The following is a 14,674-nucleotide window of genomic DNA, read 5'->3' as shown; positions in this document are numbered from 1 at the left end:
TCTTTCATACTGATTTTAGTATATCAGATTCATTAAAATCTGTCCGAAAAAGTGTCTTAATTTATGAGACCATTATATTCGGTATAAAGCCAAACCAAATTAACAATTATGAAAAGTCCAGCTATGCGAACAGTGAGACGCAGCAGCTGGCTTTTTTAGTGGATACAATGGCATACCGGCTGAAGATGTATGAAGAAGAGATCAATTCAAAACTGCTGACCATAAGGCAGCAAAAAGAGGGTTATTTCTATAAGTTTAATGAAAAGGCAATCCTGCGCACAGACAGCAAAACGCAGATGGAGAACTTATCAAAAGCTGTTAATAACGGGATTTATACGCCGAATGAGGCCCGCGGATACCTAGACATGCCTTGTGAGGAAGGCGGGGACGTCCTGATGGTCAACGGAAATTACATACCTATTACAGACGTAGGAAAGCAGTATAAGAAAGGTGGTGAGAGCAATGAAGACAGCGGAAATCAGGGGTGATATCATCTCCAATGACCTGAAATGGATTTATGACTGGTTGGAATGGGAATCTACGTGCCCAAATGATATAAAGAAGGTCATAGAGGCACTGGAGGACGGGGAAGAGCTCAGGGTAACTGTAAACAGTGGGGGTGGTGATGTTTTCGCAGGGCAGGAAATCTACACGCTGCTCAGGAAAAGTAAAAACTCTGTTGCTGAAATAGACAGCCTGGCTGGAAGCGCGGCTGGAGTTGCGGCAATGGGGGCAGCCCAAGTACTGATCAGCCCTGTAGCAATGATTATGATCCATAATGTGTCAATGAGTGGAAGGATGAGTGGTGATTACCATCTTTACGAGAAGAACGCGAATGCCCTGAAGGAGATGAATGCGGCTATGGCGCAGTCATATTCCGAAAAGTCAGGAAAGTCGGTTAACGAGATCCTGGAAATTATGGACCGTGAAACTTGGCTGACTGCCAACCAGGCGGTTGAGATGGGATTTGCCGATGAGATATTAGGGGCTGACATACAGATAACGAATTCTTATTCCGGACTCAGATTGACGGAAGAGATAAAGCAGAGAGTCCTGCAGGAAAAAGCGGAAACAGATGAAAATGAAAAACTGAAGAATGAATTGATATGCGATCTGGACATGTATGGTGTCTGAATTGCTTTTTGGAAGGAGAGAATTATGAATAAAGAATTATTAGAACTACTGGATTCCATTAACACACAGAAAAACAAAGTGAGAAGCCTTACAAGTGAAGGGAAACTTGATGAGGCAATGGAGGCCAAGGAAGACTTAAAGAAGCTCCAGAATAAATTTGACCTGCTGAAAGATCTTGATGATGAAAAATACGGGGGAATGCAGCAGAAGGCAGCGACGGGGACTGCAAAGCCAGTGAAAACAGTAGATTCCATAAAGGATTTTGCAGATGCCGCCAGGAATGGATTTATGGTAACCAATAATATGAATGAAGGAACCCCTGCCGATGGTGGATATACAGTTCCGGAAGACATCCAGACAAAAGTGAATGAAAGGAGGGAAGCGAGGGCATCCCTGATTAATTTAGTTGATGTTGAGTCAGTCACAACAAACAAGGGTTCCAGAACATTTAAGAAGCGCTCCCAGCAGACAGGATTCATCAAAGTAGGGGAAGGCGGTAAGATTGGGAAGAAAGATACCCCGCAGTTCGAAAGACTGGATTACGAGATTGCGAAATATGCAGGGTATTTTCCGGTCACGAATGAATTGCTTGACGATTCTGACGCCGCGATTACCTCTGTGTTGATTGCATGGATAGGAGATGAGTCCAGGGTAACAAGGAACAATATTATTCGGACAATAATCAATACAAAGGCAAAGACAGAATTGACTGGACTGGATGACATTAAAAAAGCATTGAATGTAACGCTCGGCGCGGCGTTCAAGTCTACATCGAAAATCGTAACGAACGACGATGGGCTGCAGTATCTGGATACATTGAAAGATTCGGAAGGAAAATACCTCCTTCAGCCGAACCCGGCAGATCCGATGCAGATGAGGCTATGCGCCGGCGCAACGATCGTACCGGTTGAAGTAATTACGAACAATGATTTCCCGTCAGATACGGCTACAGCGGGGAAACGAAAAATTCCATTCGTCATCGGAGATCTGAAGGAAGGGATTAAATTCTTCGACAGAAAACTTTTGACCATCGTGGCATCTAACCTGGCACAGGCCGGTGAACTTAATGCATTTGAGGAGGACCTGACATTGTTCCGTGCCATTGAACGCGAAGACTGCAAGGTAAAAGATGATGCTGCATTCGTGAACGGAGTTGTTACGATCGATGACGCAGCGGTAGTGGGGGAATAGACAGCTATAGCCGTCATGACAGCAGTTATACCGCCAGTGAACTTGAAAACATGACCATATCACAGATCAGGGCACTGGCGGAAGAACTTGGCTATAGCATAAAAAAGACTGTCAAAAAGGAGATTATAGAAGAATTTCTGGATCAGCAGGGAGGAACCACATGATAAACCTCATAAAAAAACGATGCGGAATTTCCGAAAATGTAAAAATTTATGATAACGATATTGAAATGTATATTAAAGACTGCATACAGGATATGATTTCTTCCGGTGTTTCAAAAACTATTGCAGAATCGGAAGAGGATGCCGCTGTATTGACGGCGATTACGCTCTATGTCAGCGCGTACCTGGGAATTGACAGAACTGATACAGAGAAATATCTGGACCTGTACCGGAAGAAAGTATTCCGGTTAACATTGGAGGGGGATAAAATTGTGGAACAATAGCATATCTCTTCCCAGAAGCAGGGACGGGGCACAAGACAATGACGGATTTACCGCACTGGAAAGTCTGTATGAGAGAGGAATTCCGGCAAACTTTACAGATGTGACAAGGGACGATGAAATATTAGCATCTCAGAAGGGATACGCCGTGAATCAAAATGTGGAGATCATGGCCTGTAATTACGCGGGAGAAGACCATTTGATCGATGAATCAACGGGTGATATTCTGGAGGTAAAACGGACTTTCAGGAAGGATAAATCTATGAAGATTATTCTCTCCTGTGAAAGGAGGCAGAATGGCACAGTTTGAAATAGAAGGGTTTGACAGTCTTATGAAAGAGCTTGAAACCTTGGATATTGAAAGAATTGCCCCTATGATGCTGAAAGAAGCCGGCCCCATCCTGGAGGAGGCGGTAAAAGCAAAAATACGTCCACACCAGGAAACCGGGGATATGTATAGATCCATCAAAAGCACTGGTGCGTCAAGAAGCAAGGATGGATATTACCTGTGTGTAAGGTCTACCGGGAAATCCACGGGCAGAACGCACAAGATAAAAGGGAAGCGAAAGGTGCCAGTCAGGAATATGGATAAACTGGCATGGTTGGAATTTGGCACATCAAGAGAGCCTGCGCGTCCGGTGCTGACTTCAGCAGTACGTGAGGCAGAAAGTGCAGTAATCAGTAAGATGCAAGAAGTGTTCGATAGGGAGGCAGGAGTATGACGCCATTTCAGAAGATCATAGAAGCGATCAAGGTTTTTGGCTATCCTTATGCACCAGACATTTATAAGGGGAAGGAAGACAGGTATTTTACTTATAATTATGTGGATGAAAGAGTAGCAATTTACTCTGATAATGAGCCGGATGAAGAAACAGTGAGTGTACAAATCCATTTCTTCCTTCCGGCATCAGAAAATTTCATAGCGGAAAAAAGCAGGATACGAAGGGCACTGTTCAAGCATGGGTTCACGTATCCGGAAGTAACAGTATTAACAGAAGACGACACGAAAATACGGCACATTATATTTGAGTGTGAAACGGAAACAGAAAGATTGGAGGACGAATAAATGGCATTTGTAGGATTGGCAAAACCGACAGTAGCAAAATTAACGGAGCGTTCAGGGAGTGCAACATATTCGGAAGGGTTCACATGTGGGAAAGCGATTGAAGTAACAATCAGCCCGCAGTATGCAGAGGGTTCGCTGTATGGGGATAATGGGAAAGCAGAATATGACAAGGAATTCAAATATGCGGACATCACGCTAAACACAACCACACTGCCCATACAGGCACATAGTACGATGTTTGGGCATACGGTAGCGGATAACCCGAACGAAGGGATTACGGACAAAACAACGGATGAGTCCAACTATGTTGGGTTTGGGATATATGTATCTGAGAAAGTGGATGGCGTAAAGAAATATGTCGCCATGTGGATCCATAAGTCTAAATTTACGGAAGGCGAGGAAGGCTACAAAACCAAGGGCGACAGCATTGAGTATCAGACGCCAAGCATCACGGGGCAGGCAATGGGAAATGCAAAAAATGAATGGCGTGAAAGAAAAATCTTTGATACTGAGGAAGATGCTCAGAAATGGCTTGATGAAAAGGCTGGCATGACTGAACCGCCTGCACCGGCACAGCAGGGAGCAGAGGAGGCATAATATTATGTTCGATGAACTGAATTATATTGAGTTGTCAGGAAAAAGGTATCCTATCAAGTGTGACCTCCTGGTACTCGAAAAGATACAGGATGCATATGGGAGCATAGGGAAGTTCGAAGAGGGGCTTATCACATGGGAGCCTGAGGTGGATGATGAGGGCAACACGCAAAAGGATGCTGACGGTAAGCCGATCCTTCATGGGAAGTTTCCAAGCGTGAAGGCTGTGAATGATGCGCTTGTATGGATGGCATCTGAAGGGGAAGCTATTGCAGCCGATCAGGAGAAAAGAAAGCCGAGGGCGATTATCCGGGCTGAAATTGTACGAGAAGTAGATGTCCCATTGATTGATCTGGCAAATAAGTTACATGACGAGTTTTACAGGTGCTTCAATTTAAAAAACGCAGTAGCCACGCAGAATCAGACATAGGCGGATCCCTAGATATCGAAGAGCAGGCGCTGGATTTTGCGTGGTATGTATTCATCGGGATGCAGGCAGGGTATTCGGAACAAGAGGTGTCTCGGATGTACCTCGGAAAATGGGAAGAGATATTCTACCATTTCAAATGGCTGCACAATATGCGGGTAGGAAAAGGCCTATTTCGTGAGCAAACAAAGACTTCCCTGCTGGACTTGTAGGACTGCATAGTGTATAATACAGGTAAAGGAGGGATGCATTGTGAGTAGCCGTACAAAGTTAATATTGAAGCTTGTATTCTGGGTGTTGGTTTTAGTGTCTATCATAATGATCCCAGAAATTGCAATCATCGTAGCGATTGTAATGATAGTGTGGGCGGTATATAAGAAGGCCAGGCATATCCCAATTATCACAATTAAAAGAAGAAAATAAAAAACCACTTACTCTTAGGTAGGTGGTTTTTTGTTGCATAAAAAGAAGGTGAAAAGATATGGCAGCAAAAAAGATAGGGGCAATCATAGCACTGGACGGAGAAAAGGAATTTAAGCAGAACGTCACATCATGCAATAAATCACTCTCTTCCCTAAAGTCGGAAATGGGGCTTGTCAAGGCACAGTGTGAAGGCCAGGAAAACTCTCTGCAATCCCTAAGTAAGAAGCATGAAGTCCTGATAAAAGTTTTGGAAGAGCAGAAGAATAAGGAAGAAGCGGTCCGGGCAGGACTTGACCATGCTAAACAGAGCTATGAAAAAGTAGGCGTCGGCCTGGATGTGCTTACGAAGGAACAGCAGGAACATGCGCAAAGGACAGAAGAGCTGAAAGAGGCTTATGCCGGTGCGACTAAGAAGCTGGATGAAATGAAGAAATCTGGCGAGGCTTCAAAGGGCGAAATTAAGCAGCAGGAAGCTACGGTAAAATCCCTGTCAGATGAACTTAAGAAGGAAGAAGCAGCCCTTAAGGATGTTAGTGATGCCATATCAAAAGGGGAACAGAATTACCAGTCTGCAGGAAACCGCGTGAAGGACTGGGAGGCAAAACTAAATACTGCAGAAGCGCAGGTTATAAGGGCAACGACTGCAGTGAACAAAAATGCTGCGTATAAGAGGGAAGCAGAGCAGTCTACGGATAAATGCGCAACTTCCATTGATGCGTTCGGCAAAGAAATAAAAAAAGCCGAAGAAATAACGATTGATTTTGGGACTATCGTTAAGACAAACCTTGGCAATACTGTGGTAAATCTTGTAAAGGATGCTGTAAGTGGAGCGGCAGCTTCCATAAAGGACTTGGAAAATGCTCAGCATCAATTCCAAGCCAGCACGGGCGCGACAACAGCGGAGATGCAGCGGTATAAAACTGTCATGAATGACATCCATAGCAATAATTTCGGGGATGACATCAATGATGTTGCAAGGTCTATGGCGTTGGTAAAACAATATACGGGTGAGCTTGATCCAGGAAAGCTACAGGAAATGACAGAGAATGGAATTGCCATGAGGGATGTCTTCGACATGGACTTAAGCGAGACTATCCGGGGTGTCGATGCTTTGGTGGAGAACATGGGGCTGACATCAGAGGAAGCCTTTGACCTGATGGCTAAGGGAGCGCAGAATGGGCTGAACAAATCCGGTGAGCTTGCTGACAACATTACGGAATACAGCCAATTATGGAGCCAGGCAGGATTTTCAGCAAAGGAAATGTTTGCTATTGTGGATAACGGCTTGCAGTCAGGTGCTCATAACCTAGACAAGGTTAACGATTTCGTAAAGGAATTCAGTATATCCCTAGCGGATGGAAGGATTGAAGAAAATATTGATTCTTTTTCCGAAGGGACAAAAACTCTTTTCTATCAATTTAAAACAGGGAAGGCGACAGCGAAAGATGTATTTTATTCTGTCATTAATGATTTAGATAAGACGGAGAATAAGCAGCAGGCACTGACCATTGCGAGCACGACATGGAGTGCCTTGGGTGAAGATAATGCAATGAAAGTGATCACTTCATTGAATAAGACGAATCATGCTTATGATGACGTAAAAGGAACAATGGAAGAGATCAATAATGTGAAATATGATACATTGGAAGCACGATTCCAGCAGCTGGGGAAGAAGTTTCAGACCGAAGTGGCAACACCTATTGTTGAGGAGGCGCTGCCATTGATGGAAGAGGGACTAGATCTCGTAATAGACAATATGGATACGCTTCTCCCACTCTTAGGCGGTGTAGGAGCTGGAGTGGCCGCATTTAAGACAGCAACCACAGCCGTAGGTTTATACGAGGCGGCTACAAAGACTGCGACAGCTGCACAGGGAATATATACTGCCACCACGGAAGGGGCATCTGTAGCCCAGGCAATTTTTAATGCGGTTTGCGAAGCAAATCCAATAATCCTAGTGGCGACAGCGGTTGTTGCCGCAGGGACAGCCTTAGCAATATATGCTAAAACCGCAGGCGAAGCAACAGATGAAGTAAAAAGACTATCCGAACAGAACCAAAGGCTTTGCGATTCCGCAAATGCGGTATCAGATTCGGCGGAAGAGCTTGTTACATCTTACGCGGACAGCACAGCCGAGATGAAAGCACAGGGCGAGTATGCCGGCCGGCTTGCAGAAAAGATTGAGGACTTGTCCGGGAAAACAAACCTGAACAGCGCGGAGACGGAAGTGCTGAGGGGATATATCGCAGAGCTGAACCAGTTAATGCCGGAGCTGAACCTATCCTATGATGAGCAGGCAGGCAAACTGAATATGACTAGCGAGGCCCTTGAAGAATACCTGGAGAAAAAGCAGGAAGAAATTGAAATGCAGGCGGCCCAGGAATACGCCATAGAGCTCTTAAAGAAACGTTCCGAGCTTGAGATCGAAGCCATTAAGCTCGAAGACGAGAAAGCTGAGATCAGAGGGGAGAATAATGAAAAAGAAATCTCCTCAATGACGGAGATTAGTTCCCTTATGAATGGGCTGACAACAGGTAATATGGATTATTACCGAAGTTTCAAAGAATTGTCAGAGGCACAAGATGAAAACAGCGAAGCCGTAGATAACAATAAGCAGAAACAGCAGGATATCCAGGCTGAATTGGAAGCAACTCAAGCTTACCTGGAAGAACATGGGATAAAATTAGACCTGATAACAGGGAAGACGGATGAGAATACGGCTGCAGCGGATCGGAATAGCCAGATGATGTCAGCGGCAGCGGACGCAAACAGCATAGCAGCCCAGACGATAACTGAGACTTATACCGGGATGCAGGAAAAGGTTTCAGAAGTCCTTGAGAGCCAGATGAATATGTTTGATGAGTTCAATGCAGGGACAGAAATATCCAGTGAACAACTCCTGGCCAACATGCAGGGGCAGATTGAGGGTGTAACGAACTGGGCTGATAATATGGCTATGCTTGCAGACAGAGGCGTGAACCAAGGGATTCTGGAAAAGCTGGCAGAGATGGGGCCTCAAGGGTCAACTTATGTGCAGGCATTTGCTGATATGACGGATGAGCAGCTGCAGCAGGCGAACGACATGTGGTCTCAGTCGCTTGATATGAAAGAAGGCGTAAACGCCAGTGTGCAAGGAATGATTGAGGAGTATACTGTTGCGCTGAATGGAGGACAAGAACAGGTAAACGCGGCTATGACTCAGCTGGGCGCAGATTCGGTTCAGGGGCTGGTGCAGGGAATAGGGCAGAACCTTGAGCAGACAAAAACAGCTGGAAAGTCTGTAGGTGATACGCTGACTACGGGTGCAAAAGATTCGCTGGAAAGCCATTCTCCATCACAGGTATTTGTCAGAATAGGACAAGATGTGGTTTCAGGGCTCACTGGCGGGATCAGCGGCTCGCAAAGCCAAGTAATGGCAGCTATGCAGGCAATGACGCAGCAAACCGTTACAACGGCACAGGCTGTATTGAATTCAGCGAACTTTTCACAAGTCGGAAGACAGGTTCCGTCCGGGATTCAGGAAGGTGTTAATTACGGAAAACCGGGAGTATTGAATAGCGTTAACATGCTTGGAACTGAAGCAAACTCAACTGCACGATACAAGCTGGATGCTAATAATTTCAGCCCGGTCGGCAGGCAGGTTACCACAGGATTGTCATCAGGCATAAGATCAGGCGATATCGACGTACGGAGAGAAGTAGACAACATTTCTAGAACTGCGCAGGACACGGGCCTTGATAGATGGACGCTGTACAATGAAGGCTGGAATGTATCGATGGGGCTGTCAGATGGTATATCTGCTGGTGAATCATATGTGATTAATGCAGTAGCCCAGATGTGCGCGAATGCAGTATCGGAGGCCCGGTCTAGGCTGGATGTCCGTTCCCCCTCCAAGGTATTTGAGGAAATTGGGAGCTATACAGCCGAAGGCTTTGGTATTGGATATGAGAAAAAGATGGGGCAGGTAAATGAAACAATACGCAGGAGCATGGAGATTCCTGAGGCTGGAAAGACGCATTTCAGTGGTTGGACAGGAAGCGATTCAGACATTATCGGGTTGTTGCAGGAATATCTTCCATATCTGCAGGATTTTGTGAATAAACAGACTTACATGTATCCAAGCAGGAGGGCTTTTAGAGAGGAAGTCATGGAAACCGCAAACTCGGGCATGATGCGGGCATTGAACAGAGAGAAGGTGAGATGATATGGAACTGAGCGCAACGCTTAACGGCAGGCATCTTCTGCGCGACTGGGGGCTGCACATTGAAAACAATGATATAATAAGCCCGCCGGAAGTCAATGATACATTTATTTCTGTTCATGGCGGAAAAGATTTAGATTTAACGGAAATGAACGGTCCCGTAAGCTATAAGAACAGGGAGATTAATTTGGAGCTTGGGGGATTGAAGCAAAAGCGCGAATGGAGAAGTTTTTTTACAAGATTTCTGAATACATACCACGGAAAACAGGTTCAAATTATATTTGATGATGATGCAGGATTCTTCTATAAGGGGCGTGCATATATACCAGATGATGCTGAAAAAGTAGCCAGGATAGGTACATTTAAGATGGAGATACACACTGAGCCTTATAAATATGAGATTCTGGGATCACAAGAGCCTTGGATATTTGACATATTCAATTTTCAGACCGGGGTAATAAGGTATATAGGTGAGAAAGTTATAACTTCCACTGACAACAGCATCAGGATACCAAAAGGGGATATGCTAACTGTACCTGTTTTTATAGTATCTCAGTCAGCAGGTCTAAAAGTGGTGTACCGAGGAAAAGAATATGCCCTTGGCACAGGTAGGAACAGGTTCCCTCAAATCAAAATCGGCGGAACAGATGAAATCCTATTGGTCTTTAAGGGAACAGGTATAGTGATAATTGAATACCGAGGAGGCAGTTTATAATGTATGAGGTGTACCTTGATGGGAGAATATTAGATTACCCGGGAGATGAAGAATGCGTCATATTGGAGCCGAAACTAGATCTTGCATTAAATGATGCAGGATCTTTTGAGTTTCTGCTTCCTCCATCAAACCCTGAATATGGAAGTATCCTGAACAAGAAGAGCATGGTACAGGTACTAAAGGACGGCGAAGAGATCTTTAACGGCGAGGTGATTGAATGTGAAAAGGATGCTGATAGTCTGGAAGAATGCTTTGTTGTTGGAGAACTTGCTTTCCTCTCCAGTTCAATTCAGCCGCAGGCAGTGTACCATGATTTGTCACCACGCCAGATGCTGGATACTTGGTTAAATATCCACAATACCCAAGTGGAAGAACGGAAAAAGTTTTATACGGGGATTGTGACAATACATGACAGCAATGACAGCATATACAGGTTCACAGACCGTGAAAGTACATTGGATGCCATAAGGGAGAAGCTGGTTAAAAAATTGGGCGGATATTTGCGAATAAGGAAGTCAGAAGGAAAGCGTTACCTTGACTGGATTTCACTGGAAGAATATGGGAAATACAGCAGTCAACCGATAGAATTTGGGGAAAACCTGCTTGATTATGCCGAGAACCTTTCAGCTGCAGATGTCGCCACAGCTATAATACCCTTGGGAGCAAGGCTTGATGAGAGCCCAATTGAAGGGCTTGAAGGTTATACTGATATTACCTCCGTAAACAATGGAAAGGATTATCTATACATTCCTGGAGCAGTAGAGCGTTTCGGGTGGAATAGGAAAGTTGTGAAATGGAAAGACGTGACACTTCCTGAAAATTTAAAGGAAAAGGGAGAAGTATGGCTAAGGGATAACCAGTATGAAGCTATGGTGTTAGATATTCGGGCACTAGACTTGTCAATGCTAGATCCGGAAGAATATGAAGATTTTAGACTGGGAGACAGGATCCATGCTTATGCAGAACCATATGGGATGGATCGTGTTTTTCCTGTCCAGTCAATGAGAATTTTTCTGCATGAGCCTTCGAAGAATAAGCTGCAGCTTGGAAATAAGCAGATAAAAACGTATACCAAGCATGAAGCGGATACACAAAAGCAGATCAATGCAGAGGAAGAAGAAAACCGACGTATTACAACAGACTGGATGAAGTCAGCTGTGGATAACCTGACGCAGATGATGACAGGAAGTGAAGGCGGTTATAAAATCGAAGAATATGATGATGAGAAACACTGGCTCCGTACCTTAATCATGGATGCACCAGATAAAGAACATGCCCAAAATGTGCTCCAGTTCAACAAGTATGGCATTGGAGGATCGCATAACGGTTTTAACGGTCCGTATACAGTAGGCATGACATTAGACGGAACTATTATAGGGGAACGTATAAAAGCCGGATCTGTACAGGCGGAGGCTTTGTCGGTGGAATATAAGGCGGGAGTTACCGCTGAAATTACTGCTAAATTTAAAGTCGCAGAAAACCTCATTTCTGCAGAAGTCAAGCGGGCTACTGGACAAGAAGTTGAGCTTGCGGCATCCATAAAGGTTACATCCGATTTAGTGCAGACCAAGGTATCTAAGGGAGAGTTCGGAACATACATGCAGCAGTATTACAACTTCTTCCTGTATGGATTTAATGGTAATAGTAAATACGTCCAGATCAATCCCGGGGAAATAGCCATATATGACAATGGAGTTACTGACAGCAAGAAAAGATCGGCATTCGACCAAAACGGGAATCATTTCTGGCGAGACGGATACTATGTCGGGAAAATAGGGACAAACCAGTGGAAACAAAATCCTGCTCACAAGGGCCTGGTCTTTGATCTTGATTACCAAGGAAAGTATATGGCATTTGCCTATTTGGAAACTCCAAATGATAGTGAATATACAACCATGTGGACGTTCTCACGGGCGAATAGTATTTTTTCCAGGCAGGGACTCCATGCCGGATGCGACATAGACATGCATAACTGGACACTCAGAAATGTGAAAGTAGAAAGCCTTCAGGCCGGCGGGTACTTAGGCTGGTCAGGGGAGATCCCAATTATAACCGAAATACATGACAATGGCGATGGTGGTATCGGCTGGAGCTACAGCAGAATAACAGTGAGCAATGGAATCATTACATCTGCACCAAGATAGGAGAATACATGGAGCTAAAAATAATAGAGGGTGAAAAACCTAAAATAGCACAGGACGCAGAGGTGACCACTGTAGATATGAAAGGAGCGTTGTATGCAGAAAGAGAATCAGGAACAGAAGAAGCCAAAACCAGTGACAGTAAGAATTGATGAATTTAAAACAAATCTGAATAGGGTAGTGGCTGAATCTCAGCTGCCGCCTTTTTTGTTGGAAATGCTCCTCGGAGAGTATCTGGCCGGTGTGAGCCAAGTGGCGAAACAGGAGTATGCTCAAGACCGGGCAGAATGGGAAAAGGCAGGTGAATTAGATGGCGGATATAAGCAAGGAGATTAAGAATTTTCAAGAGGCCGTATATGGCGAAGAGGTGCGTGGAAGCATGGTCTCCTTAGCAAATAAAGTAAATACCGAATCCACGAATGCCGCAACATCGGCGGCAGAGTCTGCAGCGCAGGCAAAAGCGGCTAAAGCCGTGGCCGATACAGCTGCTCAAAATGCGAATGCGAAGGCAGCTCTTGCTGATTCTGCGGCCAAAACAGCTTCGGAGGTAGCCGGTACTGTCCAATCTAAATTGGATAATGGGGACTTTATAGGGCCGCGTGGTCCACAGGGAATACAGGGGATTAAAGGAGATACCGGTCCACAGGGGGAAAAGGGAGATACTGGGGCGCAAGGACCTCAGGGGCCGGTTGGCCCGCAAGGAAACGAAGGGGCAGCTGTTATTACAAGTCTCAACCCTGGATGCTTCGCAATGTCCGTTAACTCAGAAGGGCATTTGCTGTTAGTTCACAATGACAATGAACCGGCGCCGCCATTTTCAATACAGGATGGACGGCTGGTTTACACTTTATCATAAGGAGGAAATGATTATGGCACAAACATTAGATTTAGGCAGTGTTATAGGCCCGCAGGGCCCGAAGGGAGAAACAGGCGCAACAGGGGCAATGGGGCCACAAGGTCCAAAAGGCGATACGGGAGCAACGGGGCCACAGGGACCCGCTGGCGCAAAGGGCGCTACTGGTGCCACTGGACCACAGGGAGCTGCGGGAGCTAAGGGAGCTGACGGGGCAACCTGGCTTTTTGGAACAACGGCTCCAACTACGCAGGGGAAGACGGGCGACTTTTTTTAAACACTGCGAACTTCGATGTTTACAGTAAATCCACGGGAAGCTGGGCTAAAACAGGAAATATAAAAGGAGCCACAGGGGCGCAGGGCATAAAAGGTGATACCGGTGCTACAGGACCTCAGGGGCCGCAGGGATTGAAAGGTGATACGGGGGCAACCGGAGCAAAAGGTGCTACTGGCGCACAAGGCCCTAAAGGTGACACGGGAGCGCAGGGACCAAAAGGGGATACTGGTGCTGTTCCGACGTTTTCTATTAATGCAAGCGGGCATCTGATAGCCACATATGAATAGGAGGTATTGAAATGGCAACATCAACGGTTGATTTAGGTAGCGTCAAGGGTCCGAAGGGGGATACTGGTGCACAGGGGCCCAAGGGGGATACCGGTCCGCAGGGACCAGAAGGGGCAAAAGGAGCAACTGGGGCCCAAGGTCCAAAAGGCGATACAGGAGCAACGGGGCCGCAGGGGCCCGCTGGAAATATCAATACTTCCATAGCTACATTTACACAGGCGTCCACCCGGGCTAACATAGAAAGCGGGGATACAGGCTCCACGATATTCGGAAAGATCAAAAAGTGGTTTGCGGACTTGGGGACGGCTGCATTCTGTGCAGTCGTTAATAATGCAACAACCACGGCAGCAAATACCGTCCTGGATGGAAGGATGGGGAAGACACTGCAGTCCGGAATTGATGAACTAAATAGCAATTTGAACGCTGCGATTTTTGATCTGACGGTATCCACATACTATCCAACTACTAATGTAATCGTAAGCGGCCGGACAGTACAGTTGCATTGTAGTGGCCTGATTGTAAAAGATGTGCCTGCAAATGCAGAATTGGCGGTAGGCACTCTGCCAGAAGCATACCGGCCGCCGTACAAAGTCATTAAATATGTACTCGGCGCTGGCACCGCAGATCGGTTATTCCGGGTATCCATCGATGTAGACGGCAAAGTGACATACGCAGCCACAACAGCAGCCGCAACGGGGGTCGGCGTAAATATTAATGAGACTTTCGTGGCCCGATCAAAATAATTATTTTATATAAAAGCAAAATTGATGTTGATCCCAGTCGTGATGGGAATTGCTTGTGACGGAACAACCGTAAAAGCACCATCAGTTGTAATATCAAGACGGATTATATTGCCCCCTCCACATAGAATTTCCTGAGAGATTTTATATGTAGGCCTCATATTTTCTGGGAGAGTACCGACA

18 protein-coding genes are annotated in these 14,674 nt (G+C 45.6%); all 18 read left to right on the top strand.

Translation table 11 applies throughout. The annotated features are described in order from the left end of the window. Positions 1-488: phage portal protein (locus GKG43_RS07110; protein ID WP_129878904.1), on the top strand; the 488-nt coding region annotated here is incomplete at its 5' end. Continuing rightward, the gene (locus GKG43_RS07105) at positions 463-1,134 is read left to right on the top strand and encodes a head maturation protease, ClpP-related (RefSeq protein WP_129878903.1); all 672 of its coding nucleotides are present in this window, start codon (positions 463-465) and stop codon (positions 1,132-1,134) included. The genes GKG43_RS07110 and GKG43_RS07105, both read left to right, overlap by 26 nt. A 24-nt stretch (positions 1,135-1,158) precedes the next feature. Next, positions 1,159-2,325: a phage major capsid protein gene (locus GKG43_RS07100; protein WP_055152192.1), complete on the top strand. Its 1,167-nt coding sequence runs from the start codon at positions 1,159-1,161 to the stop codon at positions 2,323-2,325. A gap of 160 nt (positions 2,326-2,485) precedes the next feature. Continuing rightward, a complete protein-coding gene (locus GKG43_RS07095) occupies positions 2,486-2,770 on the top strand; it encodes a hypothetical protein (protein WP_055152194.1) in 285 nt (94 codons plus the stop codon). After that, the gene (locus GKG43_RS07090) at positions 2,757-3,077 is read left to right on the top strand and encodes a hypothetical protein (protein WP_055152196.1); all 321 of its coding nucleotides are present in this window, start codon (positions 2,757-2,759) and stop codon (positions 3,075-3,077) included. Before GKG43_RS07095 ends, GKG43_RS07090 begins: the two co-directional genes overlap by 14 nt. Then, complete coding sequence (locus tag GKG43_RS07085) at positions 3,064-3,489, top strand: HK97-gp10 family putative phage morphogenesis protein (RefSeq protein WP_055152198.1); 426 nt, start codon at positions 3,064-3,066, stop codon at positions 3,487-3,489. The genes GKG43_RS07090 and GKG43_RS07085 overlap by 14 nt, the downstream gene beginning before the upstream one ends. After that, positions 3,486-3,833: a hypothetical protein gene (locus GKG43_RS07080; protein ID WP_055152200.1), complete on the top strand. Its 348-nt coding sequence runs from the start codon at positions 3,486-3,488 to the stop codon at positions 3,831-3,833. The genes GKG43_RS07085 and GKG43_RS07080 overlap by 4 nt, the downstream gene beginning before the upstream one ends. Next, positions 3,834-4,430, top strand: a complete 597-nt coding sequence (locus GKG43_RS07075; RefSeq protein WP_055152202.1) for a major tail protein — start codon at positions 3,834-3,836, stop codon at positions 4,428-4,430. It begins immediately after the preceding gene. A gap of 4 nt (positions 4,431-4,434) precedes the next feature. Then, positions 4,435-4,857, top strand: a complete 423-nt coding sequence (locus GKG43_RS07070; protein ID WP_055152204.1) for a hypothetical protein — start codon at positions 4,435-4,437, stop codon at positions 4,855-4,857. 249 nt (positions 4,858-5,106) lie between these two features. Then, on the top strand, positions 5,107-5,277 hold the full coding sequence (locus tag GKG43_RS07065; protein ID WP_154253309.1) for a hypothetical protein: 171 nt from the start codon (positions 5,107-5,109) through the stop codon (positions 5,275-5,277). Between the two features lie 58 nt (positions 5,278-5,335). Further along, positions 5,336-9,481, top strand: a complete 4,146-nt coding sequence (locus GKG43_RS07060; protein ID WP_055152206.1) for a phage tail tape measure protein — start codon at positions 5,336-5,338, stop codon at positions 9,479-9,481. 1 nt (position 9,482) lies between these two features. Beyond that, the gene (locus GKG43_RS07055; RefSeq protein ID WP_055152208.1) at positions 9,483-10,193 is read left to right on the top strand and encodes a hypothetical protein; all 711 of its coding nucleotides are present in this window, start codon (positions 9,483-9,485) and stop codon (positions 10,191-10,193) included. Beyond that, on the top strand, positions 10,193-12,337 hold the full coding sequence (locus tag GKG43_RS07050; protein ID WP_055152210.1) for a phage tail protein: 2,145 nt from the start codon (positions 10,193-10,195) through the stop codon (positions 12,335-12,337). The genes GKG43_RS07055 and GKG43_RS07050 overlap by 1 nt, the downstream gene beginning before the upstream one ends. 8 nt (positions 12,338-12,345) lie before the next feature. Then, the gene (locus GKG43_RS22905) at positions 12,346-12,486 is read left to right on the top strand and encodes a hypothetical protein (RefSeq protein WP_173020087.1); all 141 of its coding nucleotides are present in this window, start codon (positions 12,346-12,348) and stop codon (positions 12,484-12,486) included. Further along, positions 12,470-12,670: a hypothetical protein gene (locus tag GKG43_RS07045; protein WP_173020086.1), complete on the top strand. Its 201-nt coding sequence runs from the start codon at positions 12,470-12,472 to the stop codon at positions 12,668-12,670. Before GKG43_RS22905 ends, GKG43_RS07045 begins: the two co-directional genes overlap by 17 nt. Continuing rightward, entirely contained in the window at positions 12,645-13,190 is a 546-nt protein-coding gene (locus GKG43_RS07040) for a collagen-like protein (RefSeq protein WP_055152214.1), read from the top strand. The genes GKG43_RS07045 and GKG43_RS07040 overlap by 26 nt, the downstream gene beginning before the upstream one ends. A gap of 13 nt (positions 13,191-13,203) precedes the next feature. After that, complete coding sequence (locus tag GKG43_RS07035) at positions 13,204-13,464, top strand: collagen-like protein (RefSeq protein WP_055152215.1); 261 nt, start codon at positions 13,204-13,206, stop codon at positions 13,462-13,464. A 298-nt stretch (positions 13,465-13,762) separates the two neighbouring features. After that, positions 13,763-14,494, top strand: coding sequence for a collagen-like protein (locus GKG43_RS22895; protein WP_173020085.1), 732 nt, complete (start codon positions 13,763-13,765; stop codon positions 14,492-14,494). Positions 14,495-14,674: the final 180 nt, after the last annotated feature.

Origin of the sequence: Eubacterium sp. BIOML-A2 (assembly GCF_009680135.1) — a bacterium.
GTDB lineage: Bacteria > Bacillota > Clostridia > Lachnospirales > Lachnospiraceae > Faecalicatena > Faecalicatena contortus_B.
This window is presented reverse-complemented; position numbering and strand designations above follow the sequence as displayed.

Bases quoted from the DNA above. Each gene is read 5' to 3' on its own strand.
- GKG43_RS07105 (WP_129878903.1), top strand. From the start codon at position 463: ATGAAGACAGCGGAAATCAGGGGTGATATCATCTCCAATGACCTGAAA.
- GKG43_RS07100 (WP_055152192.1), top strand. From the start codon at position 1,159: ATGAATAAAGAATTATTAGAACTACTGGATTCCATTAACACACAGAAA.
- GKG43_RS07095 (WP_055152194.1), top strand. From the start codon at position 2,486: ATGATAAACCTCATAAAAAAACGATGCGGAATTTCCGAAAATGTAAAA.
- GKG43_RS07085 (WP_055152198.1), top strand. From the start codon at position 3,064: ATGGCACAGTTTGAAATAGAAGGGTTTGACAGTCTTATGAAAGAGCTT.
- GKG43_RS07080 (WP_055152200.1), top strand. From the start codon at position 3,486: ATGACGCCATTTCAGAAGATCATAGAAGCGATCAAGGTTTTTGGCTAT.
- GKG43_RS07075 (WP_055152202.1), top strand. From the start codon at position 3,834: ATGGCATTTGTAGGATTGGCAAAACCGACAGTAGCAAAATTAACGGAG.
- GKG43_RS07070 (WP_055152204.1), top strand. From the start codon at position 4,435: ATGTTCGATGAACTGAATTATATTGAGTTGTCAGGAAAAAGGTATCCT.
- GKG43_RS07060 (WP_055152206.1), top strand. From the start codon at position 5,336: ATGGCAGCAAAAAAGATAGGGGCAATCATAGCACTGGACGGAGAAAAG.
- GKG43_RS07055 (WP_055152208.1), top strand. From the start codon at position 9,483: ATGGAACTGAGCGCAACGCTTAACGGCAGGCATCTTCTGCGCGACTGG.
- GKG43_RS07050 (WP_055152210.1), top strand. From the start codon at position 10,193: ATGTATGAGGTGTACCTTGATGGGAGAATATTAGATTACCCGGGAGAT.
- GKG43_RS22905 (WP_173020087.1), top strand. From the start codon at position 12,346: ATGGAGCTAAAAATAATAGAGGGTGAAAAACCTAAAATAGCACAGGAC.
- GKG43_RS07040 (WP_055152214.1), top strand. From the start codon at position 12,645: ATGGCGGATATAAGCAAGGAGATTAAGAATTTTCAAGAGGCCGTATAT.
- GKG43_RS07035 (WP_055152215.1), top strand. From the start codon at position 13,204: ATGGCACAAACATTAGATTTAGGCAGTGTTATAGGCCCGCAGGGCCCG.
- GKG43_RS22895 (WP_173020085.1), top strand. From the start codon at position 13,763: ATGGCAACATCAACGGTTGATTTAGGTAGCGTCAAGGGTCCGAAGGGG.